Origin of the sequence: Hymenobacter sp. B81 (assembly GCF_044628455.1) — a bacterium.
Classification (GTDB): Bacteria; Bacteroidota; Bacteroidia; order Cytophagales; family Hymenobacteraceae; genus Solirubrum.
On sequence record NZ_JBIYZW010000004.1, the window covers coordinates 1 to 25,117 of the forward strand.

A 25,117-nucleotide genomic window follows, 5' to 3' on the forward strand; every position below is an offset into this window, starting at 1 on the left:
CGTGCCGCCCGACGTGCCGCTGATCGTCGGCACCGGGTCCGGCCCGTTCCCGCAGTACGTGGCCGCCGCGTACGCGAAGCCCGCGTTGGTGGCGGGCGTTACGGCTACCGTGGTGGTAGCCGTGCCGGGGCAAGGGCCGCCTACCGCGTAGGTCACCGTGTAGTTACCAGGAGTGGAAGCCGCGAGGTTGATAACGCCGGTGCTGGGGTTCAGGCTCAGGCCCGAAGTCGAGCTAAAGGTGCCGCCCGGGGTCGAAACAGCAGGCGTGGGGTTGGCGGTGGCGTTCTGGCAGAAACTGCCGGCGCTGTAGGCTACCGTGGGCGAAGTGCCGGGAGTTACCGTCACGGCTACTTCGTTGGAGGTGCCGGCGCAGGTCATGGGGTTGTAGGCCGTCACCGTGTAGGTGCCGGAAGTAGTAGCGGTGTAGGTGCTGCTGGTGGCGCCGGGAATCTGCACGCCGTCCTTGAAGAACTGCAGAAAGTAGCCCGAGCCAGCCGTAGCCGTGAGCGGCACCGAGCCGCCCTGGCACACCGACGTGGGGCCGTTGGCCGCCAGCGACACTACGTTGCTACCGCTGACCGTAATGGCGACGGCGTTGGAAGTCGAGGTGCAGTTGGCGCCGCTGGTTACGCGCACCGAGTAGTTACCGCTGCTGGTAACCGTGGCCGTGTAGTCGGGGCCGGTGGCGCCGGCAATGGGCTGGCCGTTGAGCAGGTACTGGTAGCTGTAGCCGGGGCCGGTGGGGCTGGCCGTCAGGTCAACGGTGCCGCGGCCGCAGAAAGTGGTCGGACCGTTGGAGCTCAGCGCGGCCGCCGGCATGGGCGACACGGTGATAACGGCCTCGGTGGAGGCCACCTGCCGGGCCGCATTCACCAGCACAATGGCGCGGAACGTGGTGGTCGTCTGCAGGTCGAAGTACTGGAACGTGGGCGAGTTACCGCTCACGTCCTGGAAGCCGTTGCCGCTGTCGAACTGGTACTTGACGATGGTACCGGAGTAGCCGCTCAGCGTGAGCGTGCCCGAATTGGTACCCGAGCACACGGTGGTTGTGCCGCTCAAGGTACCGCCCTCGGGGCCGGTGGTCTGGGCCCAGGCAGTGGAAAGGGGTAGCAACAGGCACAGCAAGGCTAGCACCCGCAGGCTGGCCCACCGGAGCGCCGTCGGCGACCCAATGGGCAGGAAAGAGCACCCCGTAAAAACGGTGGGTAGGGGTATGCGCATAAGAGGGGGGAGGAAAAAAGTAAAAACGCAGAAAGGCGCGTGGCCGCGGTACAAAACCGGGTCGGTTTATGGTATTATTAAGATATACCTGTACCCCAACAAGCCAACAACGCTAGGCCCCTCTACGCAGGCCGGCGACCGAGGTGACGCCGGCCGGTAACTTTATTTTCGGTGCCCCATCTCAGCCCCGTGCCACCCCGTTTCCGCAGCATCCATCCCGGCTCCGCCGCGGCCGTATAGCCGCCCGGGGCTTGGGCGTCTGCAGCCGGAGCCCGTATCTTCGGGGAATTTTGCAAGGGCCGGATTGCGGCCGCCTGACTATGATGAAGCGCTTATTTGCCACGGCTCTGCTGACGGCTCTCGCAGCCGCGGGCAGCCACGCGCAGACCACCCTGCCCACCACTCCCCAGCCCCCGGCGCCGGCAGCCGTGAGCGGCCAGGCCGGTCCCGACTCGGTGGCGGCCGTGCGCAACCTGTTCCGCAAGCGGCGCAACGGCGGTACCCTGTTCACGGCCATTGGCTCGCTGGTGCTGGTGCGCGGTGTGCTGGCCGATGGAGGGGGTTCGGTGGTGGGCTCGGCCCTGGTGGCGGCCCCGTTTCTGGGCGTGGGCGTGAGCAAGCTGGTGCGTTTCGGCAGCAAGCGCGAGGAAGCCTACATCAAGCAGTACCAGCAGGGGCGCCCCCTCCCCCACCACATTCGCCGCCGCCTGCGCGCCGACTACTTCCGCCCCACGCCCTAAAACCGCGCGGCAGCGCCCGGTATCCGCGTCGACGCCACCCGCGTGCCGGCTGAGGCGCGGGTACGCCGGTCACGCGCTCCTTGCCTGCCGCAGCATCCTACCCCACTGCTATGCTACCACGTTTTCTCTTCGCAGGCCTGTTGGCAGTCCTGAGCGGCCCGGCACTGGCGCAAAGCCCGACGGCGCCTATTGCCTCGCTGCCTACTACGCCCGATTCCATTCCGAAGCAGCTGGGGCGCTGGTACCTGCCGCACTACCAGCCCAGCGCCACGGTAGCCGATACGGCCGGGGCGCTGCTGTCGCTTTATGCGACCAAGCGGGCCAATACCTGGTGGTTTCTGCCGTTGGCTCCGCTGGGCCTGGCCATGTTGCAGCCCTCAAAGGAGTACGTCAACGACCGGCTGGTGGACACCGACCCGCCGGCAGCCTGGCAGGTAGCCATTGGTGTGCCGCTGATGGTAGGCGGCGTGGGGACCATGGTGGCGCGCTACGTCAAGTACAGCCGCAGCGGGCTGGCCCAGATTCAGCGCGACTACGAAGCGGGTAAACCCATTCCGGCCAAGCTGCGCCGCAAGCTCAAACCGCGTCACTACGCACAGGCGGCCATTGTGCGGGTAGCTATTGTGCAGTCGTTGCAGATGGAAAAGCTGAGGGCCCAGCAGAAAGCGCTGCGCCAGTAGCCCGGCAACGTTGATCCTCCCTTACCCCGCCGCTAATCAGTTGCTGCCGGGGATGGACTGCCGCCAAGAAGGGTGGCTTTAATATTAGCAATCATGTATATTATAGTAACTATTTGCCGCCGTGAAAACCGTAATGGTGCTGCTGCTGGTCAGCAGTCTGGCCCGGGCGCAGGTGCCCGGGGCCAGTCAGCTACCCAGCCGGGTGCTGACCGAAGCCGACACCGTGCAGGCGCTGCACGATTTGTTTCGCCAGCACCGGCAGACGGGACGGGCCTGCCTCGGGCTCTTTCCGCTGGCAGTAGCGGGCACCGCGTACTCGGCCTCGCAGATCGAGATTGACCTGAACCTGTACGGCGGCTTTTCTTCCGGACCATCCGCCGCGCCGTTGGTCGGCACCTTTCTGGGCGGCGCTACCTCCCTGACCTTGCTGATTGTCGCCCCGATTACGCTGAACCGCAACCATCGGCAGCGAGAAGCTCGGCTGGTAACCCAATACCTGCAAGGTCAGTCGCTGCCAAAACGCTGGCAGAAGCAGCTACACCGGCAGCTGATGCGGGCGCAGCGGCCGCGTCCGCTCAACGCCACGCCGCCACCGAGGTCGGTGGGCAGCAGGTAATGGGACGCCCTGCTTGATTTGGCACCGGTGTAGCCGGAGCATCTTTCCCGCTGCGTAGGATGGGGCGCGCCATCGGTGGGAAAGATGCCTCGCCGGGGCCCCAGCATGACGAACTGGGCGAATTTCCAGTGGCGGCCCGCGCATAACCAGGGACCTGCTCACCTGCTATCGGGCCAGCGGAAGGCCCAGCAAATAGAGCTTTTTGGCCTTGCCGGTGAGGCGGCCGGTTTCCCAGGTGTAATCATCCGACTTTAGCCCTTCGAGCAGCATGTCCATATCGCCGAGGGTGTAGGTGCGGGCGTTGGACACGGCGCCGTCCCAGGCAAAGCACAGGGGAATGAGGGGCACGAGGTAAGTAAAAAACAGCTGCCGGAGCGTGAGCGGCCGCACCAGGGGCGTGATGAACAGCGCCATCAGAAAGTTCGGGACCAGGGCCACCCACCACAGCGCAATGGGGAAGCTGTTGTCGCTGATTTCGTACACGCAGATGGGCTGGCGCTGCTGCTGGGCATCCTGCAGGATGCCCCGGGCCACGGCCGGCGGCATGTGGTGCAGGCTGCAGATCATGGTGCGCACGCCCCGCAGCTCCGTCCCCACGCGGGTGGCGTCGACGGGCTGGGTTTGGTAGCGGATGGCGGGGTTGAGCTGGCCGTTGATGGCGGCAGCCAGCTCCAGGTTGGGATAGAGGTCGGTGAGGGTGAGCTGCAGCTTATCCAGGCCGGTCTGGGCTTTCAGCGCGTGGAAGACGGGCAGCATGGGCCCGCCACTGCCCGAGCACAGGTCGACGATGGCGGGGACTGGGGAGTGCGCCAGGGCCCGGTTGAGCAGCTGGGTTAAGTCGGCCGAGGAGCCCAGAAACTTGTGCATGACCACGATGAGCCGCGTCAGGCTGGTGCGCAGCCAGTGGGGAAACCAGGCGAAGTCCTCGAACTCGAACAGGTGAATGCGTTTCATGGGCGGGATGGGCCGTCAGCGGCCACAACGGGTTTGCGGGGGCAACTTACAACGCCGCTACGGCCCAAGCACAGTTGTTTGCCGATACTTCGACCGACCCGGTGCATGGGGCGCAAAAAAGCCCCGCCGGCACATTACCGACGGGGCTGTTGCTGTTGGGCCAGACGGGTGATTACACGGTGGGGATTTCCACGTTGACGAAGCGGATTTGCCCGTCCTGGAGCTCGGCTTCCACCACGGCGTCCTTGCTCACTTTGCCGCTGAGGATTTCCTTCGACAGCTCGTTCAGGATCAGGCGCTGGAGCACGCGCTTGAGGGGGCGGGCACCGAAGGTGGGGTCGAAGCCCTGCTCGCCGAGGAAGTCGAGCACCTCGTCGGTGGCTTCGAGGCGGATGCCGGCTTCTTCGAGGCGTTGCTGAATCTGGCGGAACTGGATGTCGACGATTTTGCGAATCTCCCGGCGCTTGAGGGGCTGGAACATCACGATTTCGTCGATGCGGTTGAGGAACTCGGGGCGCATGTGGCCTTTCAGGCGCTCGATGACTTCCTCGCGGGTGCGGTCGACCACCTCGTCGTGGTTGTACTCGTTCAGCTCCTTGAAATTGCGCTGAATGATGTCGGCCCCGGTGTTGGAGGTCATGATGATGATGGTGTTCTTGAAGTTGGCCACCCGGCCCTTGTTGTCGGTGAGGCGGCCATCATCCAGCACTTGCAGGAGGATGTTGAACACGTCGGGGTGGGCCTTCTCGATTTCGTCGAGCAGGATGACCGAGTAGGGCTTGCGGCGCACGGCCTCGGTGAGCTGGCCGCCTTCGTCGTAGCCCACGTAGCCGGGAGGCGCCCCGATCAGGCGCGAGACGGCGTGGCGCTCCTGGTACTCCGACATGTCGATGCGCACCATCGCGTTTTCGTCGTTGAACAGGTACTCGGCCAGGGCCTTGGCCAGCTCGGTTTTGCCGACGCCGGTGGTGCCGAGGAAGATGAAGGAGCCGATGGGCCGCTTGGGGTCCTGCAGGCCGGCGCGGGAGCGGCGCACGGCGTCGCTGATGGCCATGATGGCCTCGGACTGCCCAGCTACGCGCTTGCCCAGTTCGGCTTCGAGGTTGAGCAGCTTTTCGCGGTCGGACTGCAGCATTTTGCTCACGGGAATGCCGGTCCACTTGGCCACTACCTCGGCAATGTCCTCGTGGGTGACGACTTCCTGGAGCATGGAGCCGCCGTCCTTGTTCTGGTTGGCCTGCTCCTGCAGGGTTTTGAGCTTGGCTTCGGCTTCCTGGATTTTGCCGTAGCGCAGCTCGGCCACGCGGCCGTAGTCGCCCTGGCGCTCGGCCTGCTCGGCTTCGAGCTTGAACCGCTCGATGGCTTCTTTCTGGGTCTGGATGTCGGTGAGGACGTTTTTCTCGGACTCCCAGCGGGCCTTGAGCGAGTCGCGCTTGTCGCCCAGCTCGGCCAGCTCCTTGTTGAGCACGGCTTCGCGGTCCTTGTTGTCTTCGCGGCGGATGGCCTCGCGCTCGATTTCCAACTGCATGATGCGGCGCTGCACCTCGTCGAGCTCCACGGGCATGGAGTTCAGCTCGATGCGCAGCTTGGCGGCGGCCTCGTCCATCAGGTCGATGGCTTTGTCGGGCAGGAAACGGTCGGTGATGTAGCGGCTGCTGAGCTCGACGGCGGCAATGACGGCGTCGTCGGTGATGCGCACGCCGTGGTGCAGCTCGTACTTTTCCTTGATGCCGCGCATGATGCTGATGGCGTCTTCGACGGTGGGCTCGTCGACGGTGACGGCCTGGAAGCGGCGCTCGAGGGCCTTGTCCTTCTCGATGTACTTCTGGTACTCCTTGAGGGTGGTGGCGCCGATGGCGTGCAACTCGCCGCGGGCCAGGGCGGGCTTGAGCAGGTTGGCCGCGTCCATGGCGCCCTCGCCGCCCGCGCCGGCGCCGATGAGGGTGTGCATCTCGTCGATGAAGAGGATGATCTGGCCCTCGGCGTCGGTGACTTCCTTGATGACGGACTTGAGGCGCTCCTCGAACTCGCCCTTGTACTTGGCGCCGGCGATGAGCAAGCCCATGTCGAGCGACATGATGGTTTTGTCCTTGAGGTTCTCGGGCACGTCGCCGGCCACGATGCGCTGGGCCAGGCCTTCTACAATGGCGGTTTTTCCCACGCCCGGCTCGCCGAGCAGGACGGGGTTGTTTTTGGTGCGGCGCGAGAGAATCTGGAGCACGCGGCGGATTTCCTCGTCGCGGCCGATGACGGGGTCCATCTTGCCGGTACGCACCTGCTCGTTGAGGTTGCGGGCGTAGCGGTTGAGGCTCTGGTACTGGTCTTCGGCGGTTTGGGAGGTGACTTTGCGGCCGCCGCGCAGCTCTTTGATGGCGGCTTTGAGGTCTATGCCGTTGAAGCCGGTGTCTTTGAGCAAGTTGGCGGTAGCGTCGCGGCCGTCGATGAGGGCTAGCAGCAGATGCTCGACGGAGACGTACTCGTCGCCGAACTCCTTGAGGAAGCCGTTGGCGCGCTGCACGGCCGAGGCGGCCTCGTTGGCGAGGTAGGGCGAGCCGCCGCTGACTTTGGGGTAGCCCTGCACGAGGGCGTCGAGGCGGGGGGTGAGGATGTTCAGGTTGACGCCGAGCTTGCCCGCGAGGAAGCCGGTGACGTTTTCATCCACCTGCAAGAGGGCTTTGAGGAGGTGGCCGGTTTCGATGGCCTGCTGCTGCTGACCGCCGGCAATTTCGGTGGCCTTCTGCACGGCCTCCTGGGCCTTGATGGTGAAGTTGTTGAAGTTCATGGTGCTAAGCTTGTTTCAGGTGCTGCGGTTCTGCTGATACGGGCTTAGCAAATGGTGGGCTAAAGGGGATATTCGGACTTTTTGTCGCTTATCTATTATTAGTTATGACGGAATAATGTCTTTCTGTCACAAGTAAAGCTGAAAATGTATCGTTGTACCTTGCACTCAAATATTAAAGGCTCTGCATGACCGTTGAAGAACTAAATTCTCTACTCTCTTCACGTGAGAATGAAAAGCTCGAGTTTAAAGCCGCTCGAAACAGCTTCTCTTGGGATGATTTGCGGCGCTATATAGCTGCGTTAGCGAATGAGGGAGGAGGAAAAATGATCTTAGGAGTTACTGACCGCATACCAAGGCAGGTCGTTGGAAGTCAAGCCTTCCTCAATCTCGGAGAAAGGAAAAGGCAGTTAACGGAACTTCTGCGTTTAAGGGTAGAAGCATTTGAGATAGACCATCCTAATGGCCGGGTTGTGGTCTTTAAAGTTCCTTCTAGACCTCCTGGAAGACCAATCCAAGTGGATGGGGCTTTTTTGATGAGGTCGGATGAATCCCTCGTCCCAATGACCCCGGATCAGCTAAAGCTTATTTTAGATGAGGGCGAGACGGACGTCACTGCAGAAGTATGTCATGGAACTAGCGTGGCCGATCTAGATAGCACGGCTCTTTCATTATTTCGTACAGGTGTTATAGAAAGAGCTACATCTCAAGCTCAAAAGGATAGATACGCTTCAATGCCTATCGAAAGGCTATTGGTAGACACTGGTCTTATTGCTGATAATAGCTTGACTCGCGCTGCTATCCTATTATTAGGAAAAGACGATATTATCCGCCGCTGGATTCCTAATGCAGAAGTTATTGCTGAGTACAGGCAGGTGCCAAATAAGATTAGATATGATAGAAGAGAGAATATGCGCCTAGCTATTCTACTTGGGTTGGAGAGGTTATGGGAATTTATACTTCCATACGATCTTCCCATTAGGGATATTCAGAAGGGTACTGGCGTTAATTCTCTTCTGCGTTTTCCAGAAAGGTCTGTGCGCGAAGCAATCTTAAATGCTGTAGTTCATAGGGACTATAAGCATCCAGAAAGCGTTCGTATTAGAATAAGTCCTGAGAAATTAGAAGTAATTAGCCCTGGCACCTTCCCAGGCATGATTACTTCTGCTACAATTGCTGACGAGCAGCTAAGGCGTAACAGATTACTAGCTGAAGCATTGGAAAAGTGCGGCCGTATAGAACGTTCGGGCCAAGGTGTAGATCTGATGATAGCTGCTGCTGTTCGCCAAGCCCAAAAGCTGCCAACATTTATTGAACGTGACCAAAACGACGTTCAAGTAATTCTCTTCGCTCCAGTTGACGAGGGGTTCCTAGATGCAATGCAATCCGTTCCAGTCGATACATGGGACTATTTAACAGTAGATGCTATGCGCACATTAGATACCTTTCGCCAGCGACGATTAGATAATGAAAGAATAAGCTCATTCGATCTTAGTGCATCGGGCGTACGAGAATTGCTGGAGCAGGAAATTCTTGTGAGTAATGACGAAGGGGTAATAGATATTAATCCAGCTCTTAAAGCGAGGAGAAGCCAAAAGCAAATGTTTAAAGCTGCTCCAATAGTTAATAGAACAGAGAGAAAACAACAGATATTTAATCAAATACGCGCTCGACAAAGTGTAGGTACCAGATTAGTTGATTTGCATCAATATATGGCCGACCTCACAGCATCTCAGATACAAGCTCTTTTAAAAGAGTTGAAAGCAGATGGTATGATTAGACTTGAAGGCAGAACAAGAGCAGGTCGCTGGTTCCCTAGTGGACTGCAGCTTCAACTGCCTTTGTAGTGCAACGCAATGCAACGCAATGCAACGCAATGCAATGCAACGCAATGCAACGCAATGCAACGCAATGCAACGCAATGCAACGCAATGCAACGCATTGCAACGCAATGCAACGCAATGCAACGCATTGCAACGCAATGCAACGCAATGCAACGCATTGCAACGCAATGCAGCGAAGCGGGTGAGTTCCTTCACTCCGCTTCGCTGCGTTCAGGATGACAGGCGCCTAAGGCGGCGGGGGCTGCGGCCCGTTACTCGGGCTTCACGGGCGGCTCGTCGCTGCCGCCTTGCTGCCGGCCGGGGCGGTCGATGATGATGCGGGCGGCCTGGATGCGCTGGTAGAACTCGGGGTGCGAGCGGGCGTACTTGCGCAGGCTGCGGTAGAGGCGGTCTTCGAGCAGGGTGGCGAGGGCGGAGAACTGGCCTTGGACGGCGATGCGGGCGGCTTTGGCCTCGGAGATGTGCTGACGGGGGTCGTTTTTGACGCCGCCGAAGGCGGTGAGGGCGGTTTGCAGCTCCTGGAGGCGGGTGGCGGTGACGCCGTAATCGGCCAGGGCGGTGAGGTGGGCGGTGGCGGTGGTGTGCAGGTGCTGGGCGGTGTCGGCGAGGGCGGTGCCGCGCAGGTCCATCAGGCCGGAGTAGTTGACGTTGGCAATGGCCTGCAGGGTGCGGTCGGGCTGGGCCGCGGCGTAGGCGTGCAGGTCGCCGGCTACTTCGGCGGTGTAGGTGGCCAGCTGCTCGCGCTTTTCGCGCTTGGTGCGCGAGGGGCCTTTGCTTTTGTGGCGCAGCACGAGCTGGCGCAGGGGCAGCAGGGCGGCGAGCTGGGTTTGCAGCTCGGCGACGATGGCCTTGACGCCGTTGTCGGACTGGTAGGGGGCGGCGTCGCTTTGCAGGGCAGTGAGGACGTTTTCGGCCGCGGTGAGGCGGTTGTCTTGTTTGGCGGTAAGCATATGGAAAAGGGTTGAAAGGGAGGAAGCGAGAGTGATAGATGTGTGGGGGTAAGGGGTAGCGGTAGCGTAGTTGCCAAGGATAGCAATATTTGGCGGGAATATGGTATTCCGTGGCAGGAAAAATGTGTGACCGGTGCCGGAACGACTGCGGCGGGTGCCGGAACAATTGAGGCGGGTGCCGGAACGACTGCGTCCGGTGCCGGAAGGATTGCGGCGGGACCCGGAACGACTGGGTTTAGTGCCGGAACGATTGGGGCCGGGGCCGGAACGACTGCGGCGAGACCCGGAACGATCGGGGCCGGAGCCGGAAGGGTTGGGGCCTCACCCCCCGGCCCCCTCTCCAGGGGGAGAGGGGGAGCCGTGGCGGCGCGGGCGGGGCGTGGTGCCACGGCTTGGAGCCGTGGCACCACTATGTTTAAGCTGCCCGACTATTGCGGCTCCCGGGCCTCCCCTCCCCCGGCCCCCTTCCCTTGCCCAATGCGCGACGTGGGGGGAGGGGGCGTTCTGGTGGCGGAGGGGTGGCAGCTGACTCGGATTCGGGCGCGGGGAGTTACTGCCGGGCCGCGAAGTCGCGTACGGGTTCGGTGGCGGGGCCCAGGTCGCGCCAGGTTTGCGCAGCCTGAAAGGGCTCGGGCATTTCGTTTAAGGCCTCGATGATGTGGGCGCCGTAGTTCATGCGGGGCACGAACCGGCCCAGGAAGCGGATGAGGCCCAACGGGGCGTAGGACACGGTTAGGCGCCGGCGGCCGTGGTAGCGGGCCACCTGCTGGGCAGCTTCCAGGGTGGTGAGGGGCTCGGGGCCCTGAACCACGTACTCGCGGTTGGCGGCCGCGGGCAGGCGCAGGGCCGCCGCTACCTGGCGGCCGTAGTCGCGCCCCGACACCCAGTGCATGCCGTGCCGGGCCTTGCCGGCCACCAGGATGCGGGAACCGGCCAACTGGGTGCCCACCAGGGTTTCCATGAAAGCCGAAGGATGGAAAATGGTGTAGGGCAGTCCGCTGCGCCGCACCTGCTCGGCGGCTTGCTTCTTGAGCTCGAACACCCACCAGCGAAACCCCGCGTAGTCTTTGATGAGCGAAGACAGGTACACCACGCGCTGCACGCCGACCTGGCGGGCGGCGGCCAGCAGGTGTTGCAGGCCTTCGCCTTCGGGGTGAAACGCGCTTTCCCGCTCGGTTTGCTGCACCGACAGGTTGAGGTACACCGCGTCGTGCCCGGCCAGGGCGGCGGGCAGGGTGTCGGGCTGGGCCAGGTCGCCGGCCACCAGGCGCACGGCAGCGGGCAGCAGCGGGCGGGCCCGGGCCGGGTTGCGCACCAGGGCCGTTACCTCGAAGCCCGCCGCTACGAGCTCCTGCGTTACCGGTCGCCCCAACATGCCGGTGGCCCCCACCACGAGCACTTTGCGGATAGTTGGCGCCGGCGTTGGGCGCGCATCGGGTTGTTGATTCATCTCCCAGTACGAGTTGAGGCACAGGCAACTCACGCCTCCAGTAAAGGGCTGCGGGGAGCGGGCCCAGCCGCGGCCGAAAAGCACCGGAACGCGCTGCTAGCGGGGGAATTGCCGCCGCAAACGTAGGCGGAACGGCTCGGCGGCCCAATCGCATATAGATGTGGGGCGGCCACCGGAATACGCGGGCACCCGGGCCCGGCCCTAGGTGGCGGAGTTTGCGCTTGGCGAGGCGCGTGAGGCGGCCTTGAGCGACCACCGACGGCGCAGGGGCCGGGGCGGCAGCTACAGAGGTGCGGATTAGCGGCCCGCGCGTAGCCGCTGCAACCGCTTAGGCATTTTGCGCCTTCTTGTCCTTGCCCAGCAGCTTCTTGACCAGCAGCACGAGCTTCTCGACTACGAAGCCGATGAGGAGGCCGCCGATGGCGCAGGACAGGGCTTTGGCCAGCCAGGCCAGGGCCGGGATGTGGGCCAGGGACTCTTCCAGGTCGTGCAGCAGGTGGGCGGTGAAGGGAATGCCGTGGGCAATGATTTCGGCGCCGACCCAGAGCATGGCGGCGGTGCCCACGTAGCTGAGGATGCTCAGGAAGTGGGGCATGAACTTGACGAGGCCGCGCCCGAATTTCTGGGTGAAGGCGGAGTACTTGTCCTGGGCCAGGTGCACGCCGATGTCGTCGGCCTTCACGATGAGGCCCACGAAGCCGTAGACGGCCACGGTGATGAACACGGCCACGGCCAGCATCACGGCAATCTGGTTTACCACCGGCTGCTCGGTGACCTGGCTGTAGGCAATGGCCATGATTTCGGCCGACAGGATGATGTCGGTGCGCACGGCGCCGGCCACGCGCTGCTGCTCCAGCTCCTCGGGGGTGATGGTTTCGACCGACTCGGCTTCGGTGGCCTCGTGGGGGTGCTTGCTGAAGAGGGAATGCACCTTCTCGTAGCCCTCGAAGCAGAGGTAGGCGCCGCCCAGCATCAGAATGGGCGTGATGGCCCAGGGGGCAAAGTAGCCCAGCAGCAGGGCGGCCGGGCTGAGAATGAAGATTTTATTGATCAGGGATTTTTTCGCAATCCGGTAGATGATGGACAGCTCCCGGGAGGGGTCGAGGCCGACGACGTACTTGGGGGTGACGGCGGTATCGTCGATGACGATGCCGGACACTTTGCCGGTGGTTTTGGCGACCTGGGCCGGTACGTCGTCTAAGCTGGCCGCGCTGGCTTTTACCAGGGCGGAAACGTCATCTAATAGCGCAAAAAAACCTGAAGCCATGCCTGGTGTGTTCGGTGCCTGAAAGGGGCGTTGGGGGCGTTTGTGGAGCGTGCCCGTTTCAACCCGGCAGCAAGTTAGAGCGGGTTTCGGGAACGGGGCACTCCGGCCTTGTACGGGCGGGGCAGGAACCGGGCGGGAAAAAGGCGGGACTAGGGCTGCTGAAACAGCCGGATGGTGTAGTCGAGCAAATCGGAGCCACCGACCGCGCCGTGGCCGGGCACGACTACCCGCACCGTGGGGTAGGCCTGCCGGACCCGGGTTACCGTGGCGGACCAGGCTGGCTCGTTGGCATCGGCCAGGTTGCCCTTGCCGGCGCCCAGCTCCTTGACCAGGCAGCCGCCGAACAGCACGGCGTCGGCGGGGAAATAGCCCACCACGTTGTCTTTGGTGTGGCCTTCCCCGAAGAAGGTGGCCTGCACCTGGGCGCTGCCCACGGGCAGCGTCAGACGCGGGGCAAACCCATGCCGGGGTACGTTGAACTTGCGCGCCTGGGCGTACTTAATCGTCTTGCGGTGGGCGTAGGACGGAATGTTGCGCTGGTGGAACGCCGGGAGTCCGCCCACGCAGTCTTCGTGAAAGTGCGTGGCCACGACGGCCTTGACCTGGCAGTGCAGCTGCTGGGTTATCCAGGCAATCAGCTCCCGAGACTCCGCGTCGCCGGTGGGCGTATCGAACACCACGGTTTCGGCGCCGCTCCGCACCACCATGCCGTTGCAGGAAACCTTGCCGAAGGACTGGGTCGACAGAAAGGACGTGTGCACAAAGGTGTTCGGGGCCACCTGGGTGATGGTCAGGTCGGCGGACTGATACACCACGGGGTGGGTAGCGGCGGCGGCCGGGGTGGACTGGCGGCGGGTCGGGACAGCGGCGGCCAGCAGGGCCAGGGCGAGGAGGAAATTCATGGGCAGAAGTCGGCTGAAGCTGGGGCCTTGCCGCGGTGGGAGCCTCAGCGTTGGGACAAGCAGCGGGCGAAGCATCCCTCCCACCCCAGGGAATGGCCCGGCAAAGATGCTTCGCCCGCCGGATTGAAGACCCGGCCGCTCCGAACGCCCCTAGATAAAGATGCGCGGATCGGGCGGCGGGCTCAGCGGGAAGCCAGCTGGTAGCCGAGGTAAAACTGGAAGGCGCCGTTGCGGATGTCGTCGGTGGCCAGGATGCGGCTGTTGTTGATAATGATGGGCTTGTTGAGGCGGGTGAAGCCGCCGTTGTAGCGGAAGCCGGCCTGCAGGCCGATGGGCAGCTGGTAGCCCAGGCCGGCCACGAAGCCAATGTCGATGCGCTCGTACTGGTCGTGGACTTTGTAGGTGTACTTGCCGACCCCGGATTTACCGCGCAGCAGGTAGCCAAACTGTGGGCCGGCGTCGACGAAGAAGCCGGTCTGCCCCAGGGCCACTTTCACGGCAATGGGCAGGTCGAGGTAGTGGAGGCGGGTGTGGTAGTCGTGGTTGATTTTGTTGCGGGCGCCTTTCTGGGAGTACAGCAGCTCGGGCTGAATGGACACGGCCTGGGTAACGGCGAAATTGACCAGCGCGCCGCCGTGAAAGCCCAGGTAGTAGGCGTTGCTGGCGGAGGACAGCTGCTCGGGGTCGTTGCCGCGCAGCTTGGTGTAGGAGGTACCGGCCTTGAGGCCGACGTGGACGCGTTGGGCCAGGGCCGGGGAAGCGCCGGCGGCCACGAGGGCCAGGGGGAGGAAAAGGTTGCGCATGAGCGGGCAGGGAACAGGTGGATTGGCGGCTGAAACGGCGGCGCAAACTTCCTTATTGTGCAGGCAGAGCGTGGCAGGGTACAATAGATTTAGGTGCGTTGGAGACCATTGCCAGCCCCTTCGCTGTAGGCTGGGGCAGAAAAGCCCGCGAAACCGGAAACCAAGCCGGGGCCGATGCAAGTAAAAGACAGATGCTTACCTGCCTAGCACATCTGCTGAAGCGCCCAGACCGCGGGTGGCCGGCGTCAAAGCACCTGCTGGCTTTGCTGCTGGCTTATGCCGGCAGCAGCGGCGCGGGCTGGGCCTGCACGGTGTGCCGCCCCCGGGTGCAGGCCGCCATTTATCAGCCTAACTACGCCCAGAATCTGGGGCTGCTGCTGGTGCCGGTAGCGCTGCTGCTGGCGCTGGGGGCCGGGGTGTATTTCTTCGAGGACCTCAAACGCACGCGGCAACGAACCCATGACTGAGCACGAACCCCTCAACCGCGGCCCCCTAATTGCGGCGGGCCTGCTGCTAGGCGCGGGCCTGGGCGGCTTTGTCGATGGCATTGTGCTGCACCAGATTCTGCAGTGGCACAACATGCTCTCGGCTCGCCTGCCACCCGACACCCTGGTAGCAGCCAAAACCAACATGTACTGGGACGGGGTGTTTCACGCCGCGGTGTGGGTGATGACGGCCATTGGGCTGCGGGTGCTGTGGGCCGCCGGCGCGCGCCGCGACGTGCCGTGGTCGGGGCGCACGTTTGGGGGCAGCCTGGTGCTGGGCTGGGGGCTGTTCAACCTGGTGGAGGGCACCATCGACCACATGCTGCTGGAGCTGCACCACGTGCACGAGTACGCCGCCGACCCGCGCCCTTGGGACTGGGGCTTTTTGGGCTTGGCAGGGCTGCAGTTGCTGCTGGGCGGGGTGCTGATTCGGGGCGGCCGCGCCGATGCGGCGCCGACCGGTACCCGCCCGGGGCGGTAAATTAGTCGCCTGGCTTTACGGAGTTGCAAAAGGACGGGTAACGCGGGCGGAGCCGGCGAGGCTGCCGGCGGCGCCAACCCTGGGGCCGGTTTTGGGTTTATCGAGGGCGGGGGCAAACGGTTGTGGGTTTGGGTAGAACTTATCCAAGCAAGCGCCTGAAAACCTGTAGCTACATGCAAGGGGGCGGCAATGGCGCAGGATGCGTTGCACCCCCCCGGTTTTTGGCCTACCTTTGCCCCCCAATGCCTTTTTTCAACAGCAATCCACCTTTGCCATGCTGTTAGCAGTTCCCGCAGTGTACCAACCGGCCGACTACGCGCCGATTTTCATTCAACTCGGCCTGGCCCTGGCCTTCGTGGCGTTTTCGATGGTGGTGTCGCACCTCATCGGGCCCAAGCGCAATTCAACGGTGAAGGATTCGTCGTTTGAGTGCGGCATTGAGTCGGTGGGCAACGCCCGCACCCCGATTTCGGTGAAGTACTTCCTGACGGCCATCCTGTTCGTGCTCTTCGACGTGGAAGTTATCTTCATGTACCCCTGGGCCGTGAACTTCCGCGAGCTGGGCGCCACGGGCTTCATCGAGATGATCATCTTCATGACCCTGCTGCTGGCCGGCTTCTTCTACATCATCAAGAAAGGCATTCTGAAGTGGCAGAACTGATTGGTGCCTAGCTGTTGGTGCCTGGTGCCTGGCCTGATCGAATTATTGCACAAACCAAGCACCAAGCCCTAGACACTAAGCACTAAACTGCCCGGGCTGGTGTTCGGAAAGGCATAGTTGCCGCCCAGCTTATTCCTAACCCGACTTTTCGCCATGAGTGATAACCGCGTTCCTGAAATCAAGACCGTAGCCGCCCCCGAGGGCATCGAAGGCGCCGGTTTCTTTGCCACTTCGCTCGACAAGGTGGTGGGCATTGCCCGCGCCAACTCGCTGTGGCCCCTGCCCTTTGCCACTTCGTGCTGCGGCATCGAGTTCATGGCCACCATGGGCGCCCACTACGACATTTCGCGCTTCGGCTCGGAGCGCCCGTCGTTTTCGCCCCGGCAGGCCGACTTGCTGATGGTAATGGGCACCATTGCCAAGAAGATGGCCCCCATTGTAAAGCAGGTATACGAGCAGATGGCCGAGCCCCGCTGGGTGCTGGCCATGGGCGCCTGCGCCTCGTCGGGCGGCATTTTCGACACCTATTCGGTGCTGCAGGGCATCGACCGCATCATTCCGGTCGACGTGTACGTGCCCGGCTGCCCGCCCCGCCCCGAGCAGGTGCTGGAAGGCCTGATGCGCGTGCAGGAGCTGGCCAAAAACGAATCGATCCGCCGCCGCAACGCGCCCGAGTACCAGGCCCTGCTGGCGTCCTACAACATCAAGTAAGTAGTAAGTATTGGGTATTGGGTAGTTAGACTCCCGCCGCGGCGCTTTCTTCTCAGTACTCAGTACCAAATACTCAATACCAAGAATGGCTGAATCCAACGAATCACCCGCCGCCCAGGAACTGGCGGCCGAGCTGGACCCCACGGCGGCGGCCAATGCCCGCCTGCTGGCCCGCCTGCAGGAGCTGTTCGGCGCCGACGCGTTTACCGACGTGGAGGAGCCCTACGGCCTGCTGACGGTCACCACCACCCGTGAGCGGATTCACGAAATCATCGACGTGCTGCACGGCGAGGAGCAGCTGCAGCTGAACTTCCTGACGACCATGTGCGGCATGCACTGGCCCGAGCAGGAAGGCCGCGAGCTGGGCATGGTGTACCACCTGCACAGCCTCACCCAGAATCTGCGCCTGCGCCTGAAGATCTTCTTCCCCATTGCCGACCCGGTAGTGCCCACCCTCACCGACATCTACGCCACGGCCAACTGGATGGAGCGCGAGGCCTACGACTTCTTCGGCATCATCTTCACCGGCCACCCCAACCTCATTCGCATCCTGAATGTGGAGGACATGGACTACCACCCCATGCGCCGGGAATACCCCCTCGAAGACGGTACCCGCGAAGACAAAACCGATTTGTTTTTCGGCCGCTAGATTCCAGGTAGTAGGTATTAGGTAGTTGGTAGCAAGACCTGGTTTTCGAAAGTCCAACTGACACCATCAATCCTAATACCCAATACCAACTACCCATACCATCCTCATGGCAACGAACGACACGCTCGACGCTACCCATAAAATCATTCAGGAAGCCCGCGAAACCGAACGCCGGTTACGCGGCTCCCTGGTGCCCCGCACCGAGGACTTTAGCCAGGAGCTGACGACCCTGAACCTGGGCCCCACGCACCCGGCCACGCACGGCATTTTCCAGAACATCCTGCAGATGGATGGCGAGAAAATCATTTCCGGCGTGCCCACCATCGGCTACATCCACCGGGCTTTCGAGAAGATTGCCGAGCGCCGGCCCTTCTACCAGATTACGCCGCTGACGGACCGGATGAACTATTGCTCCAGCCCCATCAACAACATGGGCTGGCACATGACGGTGGAAAAGCTGCTGGGTGTGACGGTACCCAAGCGTGCCCAGTACATCCGCGTCATCATGATGGAGCTGGCCCGCATTGCCGACCACCTGGTGTGCAACGGCATCCTGGGCGTGGACACCGGCGCGTTTTCGGGCTTCCTCTACCTGTTTGAGGAGCGCGAAAACATCTACGAAATCTACGAGGAGGTCTGCGGCTCGCGCCTGACCACCAATATGGGCCGCGTGGGCGGCATGGAGCGCGACCTGTCGCCGGTGGCCATCGAGAAGCTGCGGGTGTGGCTCAAGCGCTTCCCGGCCGTGATGCGCGAGTTCCAGAACCTGTTCGACCGCAACCGCATCTTCATGGACCGCACCATCAACGTGGGTCCGATTTCGGCCGAGCGCGCCCTGAACTACGGTTTCACCGGCCCGAACCTGCGCGCCGCCGGCGTCGACTATGACGTGCGGGTGATGAACCCCTACTCCTCGTACCAGGACTTCGACTTCGAAATTCCGGTAGGCACCAACGGCGACACCTACGACCGGTACCTGGTGCGCAACGAGGAAATCTGGCAGAGCCTGCGCATCATCAACCAGGCCCTGGAAAACCTGCCCGAAGGCCCCTACCACGCCGACGCGCCGCACTACTACCTGCCGCCCAAAACGGAGGTGTACCGCAACATGGAGGCCCTCATCTACCACTTCAAGATCATCATGGGTGAGATTGAAGCGCCCGTGGGCGAGGTGTACCACTCGGTAGAGGGCGGCAACGGCGAGCTGGGCTTCTACCTGGTGTCGGACGGCGGGCGCACGCCCTACCGCCTGCACTTTCGCCGGCCCTGCTTCATCTACTACCAGGCCTACCCCGAAATGGTGGTCGGCTCCACCCTCTCCGACGCCATTCTTACCCTGAGCTCCATGAACGTCATTGCCGGCGAGCTGGACGCTTAATCTGCTGCTAATGGAATCGACCACCGCGACCGTAAAGCCGCAATTCTCCGAAGCCGCCAAGGCGGAAATTGCTCGTCTGTTTGAACACTACCCCGCCGATCGCCGCAAGTCGGCCCTGCTGCCCATCCTGCACATCGCGCAGGCCGAATTTGGCGGCTGGGTAAGCCCCGAGGTGCAAGACCTGGTGGCCGAAACGATTGGCATCCTGCCCATCGAGGTGTACGAGGTGTCGTCCTTCTACACCATGTTCAACCTCAAGCCGGTGGGCCAGCACGTGCTGGAAATCTGCCGCACCGGCCCCTGCATGCTGCGCGGCTCCGACGAGCTGACCGCCAACCTGGAGCGCATTACCGGCGCCAAAGTGGGCGGCACCTCGCCCGACGGCCTGTTCACCCTGAAAGAAGTGGAATGCCTGGCCGCCTGCGGCACGGCGCCCATCGTGCAGGTGCGCGAGAAGTACTACGAGCAACTGGACACGCAAGAGGCCGTGGACGCCATGCTCTCGGAGCTGCGCAACCTGGTGCACCGCCCCCTGCTGCCCTGGGAACAGACTGGCTTGCAGCACACGCAACAATAACCCGAAGCAACTACCGTCATGGGCCGCAAGCTACTGACCGAACATATTAACGTCCCCGGCATCGACACCTTCGAGGTATACCGCAAACACGGCGGCTACCGCTCGGTGGAGAAGGCCCTGAAGACGATGACCCCCGACGAGGTGGTGGAAGAAGTGAAGAAGTCGGGCCTGCGCGGCCGCGGCGGCGCGGGCTTCCCCACGGGCATGAAGTGGAGCTTTCTGGCCAAGCCGGAGGGTATTCCGCGTCATTTGGTGTGCAACGCCGACGAATCGGAGCCGGGCACTTTCAAGGACCGGGAGCTGATGTCGAAGCTGCCGCACCTGCTGGTGGAGGGCATGATTACGAGCTCGTACGCGCTGGGCGCCAACACCTCGTACATCTACATCCGCGGCGAGCTGCTTTACGTGCTGCGCATCCTGGAAAAAGCCATTGCCGAGGCCTACGCCAACGGCTTCCTGGGCAAGAACATCCTCGGTTCGGGCTACGACCTGGATCTGCACGTGCACCCCGGCGGCGGCGCCTACATCTGCGGTGAAGAAACTGCCCTGCTGGAAAGCCTGGAAGGCAAGCGGGGCAACCCCCGCAACAAGCCGCCCTTCCCGGCCGTGCAGGGCCTCTACGCCCGCCCCACGGTGGTCAACAACGTCGAATCTATTGCGGCGGTAGTGCCCATCGTGAACGACGGCGGCGAGGAATACGCCAAAATCGGAGTGGGCCGCAGCACCGGCACCAAGCTGATTTCGGCTTGCGGCCACGTGCGCAAGCCCGGCATCTACGAAATCGAGCTGGGCGTGCCCGTCGAGGAGTTTATCTACTCCGACGAGTACTGCGGCGGCATCTGGAAGGGCCGCGACCTGAAAGCCGTGGTGGCCGGCGGCTCGTCGGTGCCGATTCTGCCCAAGGAGCTGATCTTGAAAACTGCGGCCGGGGAAAACCGCCTGATGACCTACGAGTCGTTGTCGGACGGCGGCTTCGTGACCGGCACCATGCTGGGTTCGGGCGGCTTCATTGCCATGGACGAGACGACCTGCATCGTGCGCAACACCTGGAACTTCTCCCGCTTCTACCACCACGAGTCGTGCGGGCAATGTTCGCCCTGCCGCGAGGGTACGGGCTGGCTGGAGAAGGTGCTGCACCGCCTCGAGCACGGCCACGGCCACATGCACGACATCGACCTGCTGGTGAGCGTGGCCAAGCAAATCGAAGGCAACACCATCTGCCCGCTCGGCGAAGCCGCCGCCTGGCCGGTAGCTGCCGCCGTGCGCCACTTCCGCCACGAGTTTGAGTGGCACGTAACCCACGCCAAGCAAGCCGCCCAACCCGGTGCGGTGTACCCGGCCCAAGGCGTGCTGGCATAAGCTAGGGTTTAGGTTGTTAGGTGTTAGGGCTTAGTCGGCCCCAAAGCCTAAAACCTAATACCTAACAATCTAAGACCTAACAACCAATGGCTAAAATAACCTTCGACGGCGTGGAGGTGGAAGTACCCGACGGTACCACCATTCTGAACGCAGCCCGCAAGATTGGCGGCGGCATTGTGCCGCCGGCCATGTGCTACTATACCCCGCTGAAGGGCTCGGGCGGCAAGTGCCGCGCCTGCCTGGTGCGCGTGGCGGCTGGTTCGGCCAAGGACCCGCGCCCCATGCCCAAGCTGGTGGCCTCCTGCGTGACGCCGGTGCAGGACGGCATGGTGGTGGAAAACACCACCTCCGAGCAGGTGCTGAACGTGCGCAAGGGCATCGTGGAGATGCTGCTCATTAACCACCCGCTGGATTGCCCCGTGTGCGACCAGGCCGGCGAGTGTGACTTGCAGAACTTCGCCTTCGAGCACGGCGTGGCTACCACCCGCTACGAAGAGGAGCGCCGCACCTTCGAGAAAATCGACATCGGCCCCTACATCCAGCTGCACATGACGCGCTGCATCCTGTGCTACCGCTGCGTGTACACGGCCGATCAGCTCACCGACAAGCGCGTGCACGGCGTACTGGGCCGCGGCGATGCCGCCGAAATCGGCACCTACATCGAAAACGTCATCGACAATGAGTTCAGCGGCAACGTCATCGACGTGTGCCCGGTGGGAGCCTTGACCGACAAGACCTTCCGCTTCAAGCAGCGCGTGTGGTTTACCAAGCCGGTGAATGCCCACCGCAACTGCGAGCATGAAAAATGCTCGGGCAACGTGGTGCTCTGGTACAAGGGCAAGGACGTGCTGCGCGTAACGGCCCGCAAGGACGAGTACGGCGAGGTGAAGGAGTGGATCTGCAACACCTGCCGCTTCGAGAAAAAAGAAACCGCCGACTGGACCATCGAGGGCCCGACGCACGTCGACCGCACCTCGGTTATTTCGGCCAACCACTACGAATTGCCGGTGGTCAACCCCCAGGTTATTGCCGACCTGCCCGAAAGCTCGGTGCGCGACCTGGAAAACAACCCACCGCTGAAGCTCGGCCGCTAGGTGGTTTTTGGTGATTGGTTTTTGGTTGTTGGCTTCGTGCCAGCGGCCGGAGGCCAAAAACCAACAACCAAAAACGAAAAACCAACCAAATGGAAATACCTGCAATTGCCTGGCAAGGCCTCGTTATTCTGGCCGTTTTCGGCATCACTCTGCTGATTGCCACCTACTCGACCTACGCCGAGCGCGTGGTGGCGGCTTTTCTGCAGGACCGCGTGGGCCCCGACCGCGCCGGCCCCTTCGGTTTGCTGCAACCCCTGGCCGATGCCGTGAAGCTGTTCACCAAGGAGGAGTTTTTCCCGAGCGGGGCCAACCGGTGGCTGTTCGTGTTCGGGCCCTGCCTGGCCATGACCACAGCCCTGATGGCCTCGGCCGTTATTCCCTTCGGCAACACGCTCATCTTCGGCGACGGCACCGAAATCCGCCTGCAGGCCATTGAGGTCAACATCGGCATGCTCTACGTCTTCGGCGTGGTGTCGCTGGGTGTGTACGGCATCATGATTGGCGGCTGGGCCTCCAACAACAAGTTTTCCCTGCTGGGCGCCGTGCGCGCCGCGGCCCAGGCCGTGAGCTACGAGCTGGCCATGGGCATGGCCCTGATTGCCCTGCTGATGCTGACCGGCACGCTGAGTTTGCGCGAAATCACCCTGCAGCAGTACCACGGCCTCTGGAACATCGTGTACCAGCCGCTGGGCTTCATCATCTTCTGCACCTGCGCCTTCGCCGAAACCAACCGCACGCCCTTCGACTTGCCCGAGTGCGAAACCGAGCTGGTGGGCGGCTACCATACCGAGTATTCGTCGATGAAAATGGGCCTGTACCTGTTTGCCGAGTACATCAACGTGTTTGTGGCTTCGGCCGTGATGAGCACCCTGTACTTCGGCGGCTTCAGCTTCCCCGGCGAGCATCTGCTCTACCGCACCCTCACCGATTCGCAGGGCGAGCTGTTTGCCCACAACGTGGTAACCATTCTGGGCACGGTGACGATGTTTGCGAAGATCTTCTTCTTCATCTTCTTCTTCATGTGGGTACGCTGGACGCTGCCGCGCTTCCGCTACGACCAGCTGATGCGCCTAGGCTGGACCATCCTGCTGCCCGTGGCCATCCTGAACATCGTGCTGACGGGGGCATTCATCATGCTGAAGTCTTACTTCTTCGGCTAGCACTGCTCCGCAACAACACGAGCACCCGCCGGGCGACCCTGCACAACGATCCGCGAACCAGAGCTTCGCGCTACCTTCGACCTCCCGATGAAACTCACCAATAGATCCAAGCACTTAGAGAAGAAGCCGATGACCCTGGCTGAGCGGGCTTACCTGCCGGCTATTCTCACCGGCATGGGCATCACGCTCAAGCACTTCTTCTCCAAGAAAGCCACCATTCGCTACCCCGAGGAAACGCGGCCCTTCTCGCCTACCTTCCGCGGCCTGCACGTGCTCAAGCGCGACGAAGTGGGCCGGGAGCGGTGCACGGCCTGCGGCCTCTGCGCCGTGGCCTGCCCGGCCGAGGCCATTACGATGGTAGCCGGCGAGCGGAAAAAGGGCGAAGAAGGTTTGTACCGCGAGGAGAAGTACGCCGTCAGCTACGAAATCAACATGCTGCGCTGCATTTTCTGCGGCCTCTGCGAAGAAGCCTGCCCCAAGGCGGCCATCTACCTGCAGGCCGACAAGATGGCCCCGCCCCGCTTCGAGCGCGACGAGTTCACCTACGGCAAAGACCGCCTGGTGGAGCCCGTGGACCCGAGTGCCCGCTCCAAGCGCGGCATTCAGCTCACGCCCGAGCAGGCCGAAGCCTTGGCCCGCCGCATGGCCGGCCTGGAATAATGGTTAACTGGCTGAATGGCTAAATGGCTGGCCGTTCAAGCACTATCCTTCAACCATTCAGCCATTCAATCATTCAACTGCCGTGGGTACCTCCCTATTCTACTTTCTCGCGTTCGTTGCCCTGCTTAGCGCCCTGGGCGTGGTGCTGGCCAAGAACCCCATTCACTCGGTGCTGTTCCTGATCCTGACGTTCTTCGCCATTTCGGGGCACTACCTGCTGCTGAACGCGCAGTTCCTGGCGGCGGTGAACATCATCGTGTACGCCGGCGCCATCATGGTTTTGTTTTTGTTCGTGATTATGTTCCTGAACCTGAACACCGATACCGAACCGCACAAGCCCGCCCTGGCCAAGATTACGGCCGCCGTGGCCGGTGGCCTGCTGCTGCTGGTGCTGGTGGCGGCCCTGCGCAACGTCAATCCCGTGGGCGCCGACGCGGCCACCTTCGACTCGCAGATTGGCATGGTCAACCGCCTGGGTTTGGTGCTCTACCAGCAGTACCTGCTGCCCTTTGAGCTGGCTTCGGTCCTGTTCCTGATTGCCATGGTAGGCTCGGTGATGCTGGGCAAGCGCGAAACCGGCGAGCGGAACTTCTAGCCGAAAGCGTTTCAACAACGAAAGCAGCGCCTGAACTTCGGGCGCTGCTTTTGTTTTGCCCTGTCTATGCCGGAAATCAGCTTCTACAAATCCCGCTGGCGCGCCGTGCGCGTGCTGCTGCTCTGCTCTGTGTTCGTGGTGCCCTGCGGGTGGATGGTTTACCACAACCCGGCGCACGGGCTGGGGTGGGCGGGTCTGCTCTTCTTCGGCCTGGGCTACCCGCTGGGGCTCTACAACCTGCTGGACCGCCGCCCGCAGATTGTGCTCAACCCGGTGGGCATCTTCCACCACGAAGTGCACCGCCAGTTCATCAACTGGGAGCTGATTCAGGATGCCTACCTGGTAGAAGTGCACCAGCAGCAGCTTTTGTGCCTCGTAGTGCCACCGGACTTTGAGCCCTCGAAGCGTAAGGGCCGGCTGGCCCAGCAACTGGGCGGCATCTCCCGGGCAATGGGCTTTCAGGAGCTGACGCTGCCCCTGAGCGCCACCAGCGTCGATGCTCCCCGGCTGCTGAAACTCGTGCTGGCGCTAAAAGAAACCCTGCCGGCGGCCCGGGCCAACCTGTTGCAAGAATTCACGGGCGGAAGCAGCTGAAGCAGTAGCGGCCGTGGGCAGCACTCCCCGCGTTGATACCTGAACCGTATCAGCTTCCTGCCTGATTCTCGTCATTTCCGGCTCGCTTGCCAGCCCCGACTTTCGCCTGCATCAATCGCCCACCCGAAAGTCAGTACCCATGAATACCACCCAGATCCAGAGCGGCAGCTTGCTGGCCGGCCAGCACAACTCTATTGGCGAGCAGAAAGGCCTGGTGCTGTTCAGCCGCCACGGCCAGAAAGTGCTCTACAAAACCTTCCGCACCGGCGAAACCATGCCCACCCACCACTCGGCCGACGAGGTGCTGGTGACGGCCCTGGCGGGGCAACTCGAGCTGGAGCTGGGTGGCACCACTACCCTACTCGAAGCCGGCGACTACCTCATCATTCCAGCCGGCGCGCCCCACGCCCTGCGCTGCCTGCAGGCCGCCAAGCTGCTGATTTTCCGCTAGGCTTCCTGCTTGCTTATGGTTCCCTAAACGAGTTGCGGCCCCGAAGCTTCGGGGCC

General features: G+C 62.4%; 25 protein-coding genes and 1 pseudogene. 18 read left to right on the forward strand and 8 right to left on the reverse strand.

Annotated features, from left to right (window positions below):
* Positions 1–1,221, reverse strand: a pseudogene (locus tag ACE191_RS20490) (hypothetical protein); the annotation flags it as partial.
* A gap of 320 nt (positions 1,222–1,541) precedes the next feature.
* Here ACE191_RS20490 and ACE191_RS20495 point away from each other — a divergent pair.
* From ACE191_RS20495 to ACE191_RS20505, 3 genes are all read left to right on the forward strand, one after another.
* The gene (locus tag ACE191_RS20495) at positions 1,542–1,961 is read left to right on the forward strand and encodes a hypothetical protein (RefSeq protein WP_400194120.1); all 420 of its coding nucleotides are present in this window, start codon (positions 1,542–1,544) and stop codon (positions 1,959–1,961) included.
* Positions 1,962–2,071: 110 nt separating this feature from the next.
* Positions 2,072–2,641 carry a hypothetical protein gene (locus ACE191_RS20500; protein WP_400194121.1) on the forward strand — a complete coding sequence of 190 codons (570 nt, stop codon included), beginning with the start codon at positions 2,072–2,074 and terminating at the stop codon, positions 2,639–2,641.
* A gap of 121 nt (positions 2,642–2,762) precedes the next feature.
* Positions 2,763–3,257 carry a hypothetical protein gene (locus tag ACE191_RS20505; protein ID WP_400194122.1) on the forward strand — a complete coding sequence of 165 codons (495 nt, stop codon included), beginning with the start codon at positions 2,763–2,765 and terminating at the stop codon, positions 3,255–3,257.
* Positions 3,258–3,422: 165 nt separating this feature from the next.
* On the opposite strand, the gene ACE191_RS20510 is transcribed toward ACE191_RS20505, so the two are convergent.
* Both ACE191_RS20510 and clpB read right to left on the reverse strand, forming a co-directional pair.
* Positions 3,423–4,211 carry a hypothetical protein gene (locus tag ACE191_RS20510; RefSeq protein WP_400194123.1) on the reverse strand — a complete coding sequence of 263 codons (789 nt, stop codon included), beginning with the start codon at positions 4,209–4,211 and terminating at the stop codon, positions 3,423–3,425.
* Between the two features lie 172 nt (positions 4,212–4,383).
* Positions 4,384–6,993 carry an ATP-dependent chaperone ClpB gene (gene clpB, locus ACE191_RS20515; protein ID WP_400194124.1) on the reverse strand — a complete coding sequence of 870 codons (2,610 nt, stop codon included), beginning with the start codon at positions 6,991–6,993 and terminating at the stop codon, positions 4,384–4,386.
* Positions 6,994–7,178: 185 nt separating this feature from the next.
* Between clpB and ACE191_RS20520 the strand changes: the two genes are divergently transcribed.
* Positions 7,179–8,837 (forward strand): ATP-binding protein, encoded by a 1,659-nt coding sequence (locus ACE191_RS20520; protein WP_400194125.1) that lies wholly within the window; start codon positions 7,179–7,181, stop codon positions 8,835–8,837.
* A gap of 248 nt (positions 8,838–9,085) precedes the next feature.
* Here the strand turns inward: ACE191_RS20520 and ACE191_RS20525 are convergent, their stop codons facing one another.
* The 5 genes from ACE191_RS20525 to ACE191_RS20545 form a co-directional block, all read right to left on the reverse strand.
* Positions 9,086–9,784: a hypothetical protein gene (locus ACE191_RS20525; protein ID WP_400194126.1), complete on the reverse strand. Its 699-nt coding sequence runs from the start codon at positions 9,782–9,784 to the stop codon at positions 9,086–9,088.
* 550 nt (positions 9,785–10,334) lie between these two features.
* Positions 10,335–11,234, reverse strand: coding sequence for an SDR family oxidoreductase (locus ACE191_RS20530; RefSeq protein ID WP_400194127.1), 900 nt, complete (start codon positions 11,232–11,234; stop codon positions 10,335–10,337).
* Positions 11,235–11,562: 328 nt separating this feature from the next.
* On the reverse strand, positions 11,563–12,501 hold the full coding sequence (locus ACE191_RS20535) for a DUF808 domain-containing protein (protein WP_400194128.1): 939 nt from the start codon (positions 12,499–12,501) through the stop codon (positions 11,563–11,565).
* A 149-nt stretch (positions 12,502–12,650) separates the two neighbouring features.
* A complete protein-coding gene (bla, locus tag ACE191_RS20540; protein WP_400194129.1) occupies positions 12,651–13,403 on the reverse strand; it encodes a subclass B1 metallo-beta-lactamase in 753 nt (250 codons plus the stop codon).
* Between the two features lie 182 nt (positions 13,404–13,585).
* Complete coding sequence (locus ACE191_RS20545; protein ID WP_400194130.1) at positions 13,586–14,206, reverse strand: porin family protein; 621 nt, start codon at positions 14,204–14,206, stop codon at positions 13,586–13,588.
* Between the two features lie 263 nt (positions 14,207–14,469).
* On the opposite strand from ACE191_RS20545, the gene ACE191_RS20550 reads away from it, so the two are divergent.
* The 14 genes from ACE191_RS20550 (at position 14,470) to ACE191_RS20615 (ending at position 25,061) form a co-directional block, all read left to right on the forward strand.
* Positions 14,470–14,673 carry a hypothetical protein gene (locus ACE191_RS20550; protein ID WP_400194131.1) on the forward strand — a complete coding sequence of 68 codons (204 nt, stop codon included), beginning with the start codon at positions 14,470–14,472 and terminating at the stop codon, positions 14,671–14,673.
* Positions 14,666–15,172, forward strand: a complete 507-nt coding sequence (locus ACE191_RS20555) for a DUF2243 domain-containing protein (RefSeq protein ID WP_400194132.1) — start codon at positions 14,666–14,668, stop codon at positions 15,170–15,172. The genes ACE191_RS20550 and ACE191_RS20555 overlap by 8 nt, the downstream gene beginning before the upstream one ends.
* Positions 15,173–15,446: 274 nt before the next feature.
* On the forward strand, positions 15,447–15,833 hold the full coding sequence (locus ACE191_RS20560; RefSeq protein WP_400194133.1) for an NADH-quinone oxidoreductase subunit A: 387 nt from the start codon (positions 15,447–15,449) through the stop codon (positions 15,831–15,833).
* A 153-nt stretch (positions 15,834–15,986) separates the two neighbouring features.
* The gene (locus tag ACE191_RS20565; protein ID WP_400194134.1) at positions 15,987–16,544 is read left to right on the forward strand and encodes an NADH-quinone oxidoreductase subunit B; all 558 of its coding nucleotides are present in this window, start codon (positions 15,987–15,989) and stop codon (positions 16,542–16,544) included.
* Positions 16,545–16,629: 85 nt separating this feature from the next.
* Entirely contained in the window at positions 16,630–17,193 is a 564-nt protein-coding gene (locus ACE191_RS20570; RefSeq protein WP_400194135.1) for an NADH-quinone oxidoreductase subunit C, read from the forward strand.
* 106 nt (positions 17,194–17,299) lie between these two features.
* On the forward strand, positions 17,300–18,571 hold the full coding sequence (gene nuoD, locus ACE191_RS20575) for an NADH dehydrogenase (quinone) subunit D (RefSeq protein ID WP_400194136.1): 1,272 nt from the start codon (positions 17,300–17,302) through the stop codon (positions 18,569–18,571).
* Between the two features lie 10 nt (positions 18,572–18,581).
* Positions 18,582–19,148, forward strand: coding sequence for an NADH-quinone oxidoreductase subunit NuoE (nuoE, locus tag ACE191_RS20580; RefSeq protein WP_400194137.1), 567 nt, complete (start codon positions 18,582–18,584; stop codon positions 19,146–19,148).
* Positions 19,149–19,166: 18 nt separating this feature from the next.
* Positions 19,167–20,507 (forward strand): NADH-quinone oxidoreductase subunit NuoF, encoded by a 1,341-nt coding sequence (gene nuoF, locus ACE191_RS20585; protein WP_400194138.1) that lies wholly within the window; start codon positions 19,167–19,169, stop codon positions 20,505–20,507.
* 86 nt (positions 20,508–20,593) lie between these two features.
* Positions 20,594–21,601: a 2Fe-2S iron-sulfur cluster-binding protein gene (locus ACE191_RS20590; protein ID WP_400194139.1), complete on the forward strand. Its 1,008-nt coding sequence runs from the start codon at positions 20,594–20,596 to the stop codon at positions 21,599–21,601.
* Positions 21,602–21,690: 89 nt separating this feature from the next.
* The gene (gene nuoH / locus ACE191_RS20595) at positions 21,691–22,761 is read left to right on the forward strand and encodes an NADH-quinone oxidoreductase subunit NuoH (RefSeq protein ID WP_400194140.1); all 1,071 of its coding nucleotides are present in this window, start codon (positions 21,691–21,693) and stop codon (positions 22,759–22,761) included.
* A gap of 87 nt (positions 22,762–22,848) precedes the next feature.
* Entirely contained in the window at positions 22,849–23,421 is a 573-nt protein-coding gene (locus tag ACE191_RS20600) for a NuoI/complex I 23 kDa subunit family protein (RefSeq protein WP_400194141.1), read from the forward strand.
* A gap of 82 nt (positions 23,422–23,503) precedes the next feature.
* Positions 23,504–24,016 carry an NADH-quinone oxidoreductase subunit J gene (locus ACE191_RS20605; RefSeq protein WP_400194142.1) on the forward strand — a complete coding sequence of 171 codons (513 nt, stop codon included), beginning with the start codon at positions 23,504–23,506 and terminating at the stop codon, positions 24,014–24,016.
* Between the two features lie 66 nt (positions 24,017–24,082).
* Positions 24,083–24,610: an STM3941 family protein gene (locus tag ACE191_RS20610; protein WP_400194143.1), complete on the forward strand. Its 528-nt coding sequence runs from the start codon at positions 24,083–24,085 to the stop codon at positions 24,608–24,610.
* A gap of 139 nt (positions 24,611–24,749) precedes the next feature.
* Positions 24,750–25,061, forward strand: a complete 312-nt coding sequence (locus ACE191_RS20615; RefSeq protein WP_400194144.1) for a cupin domain-containing protein — start codon at positions 24,750–24,752, stop codon at positions 25,059–25,061.
* Positions 25,062–25,117: the final 56 nt, after the last annotated feature.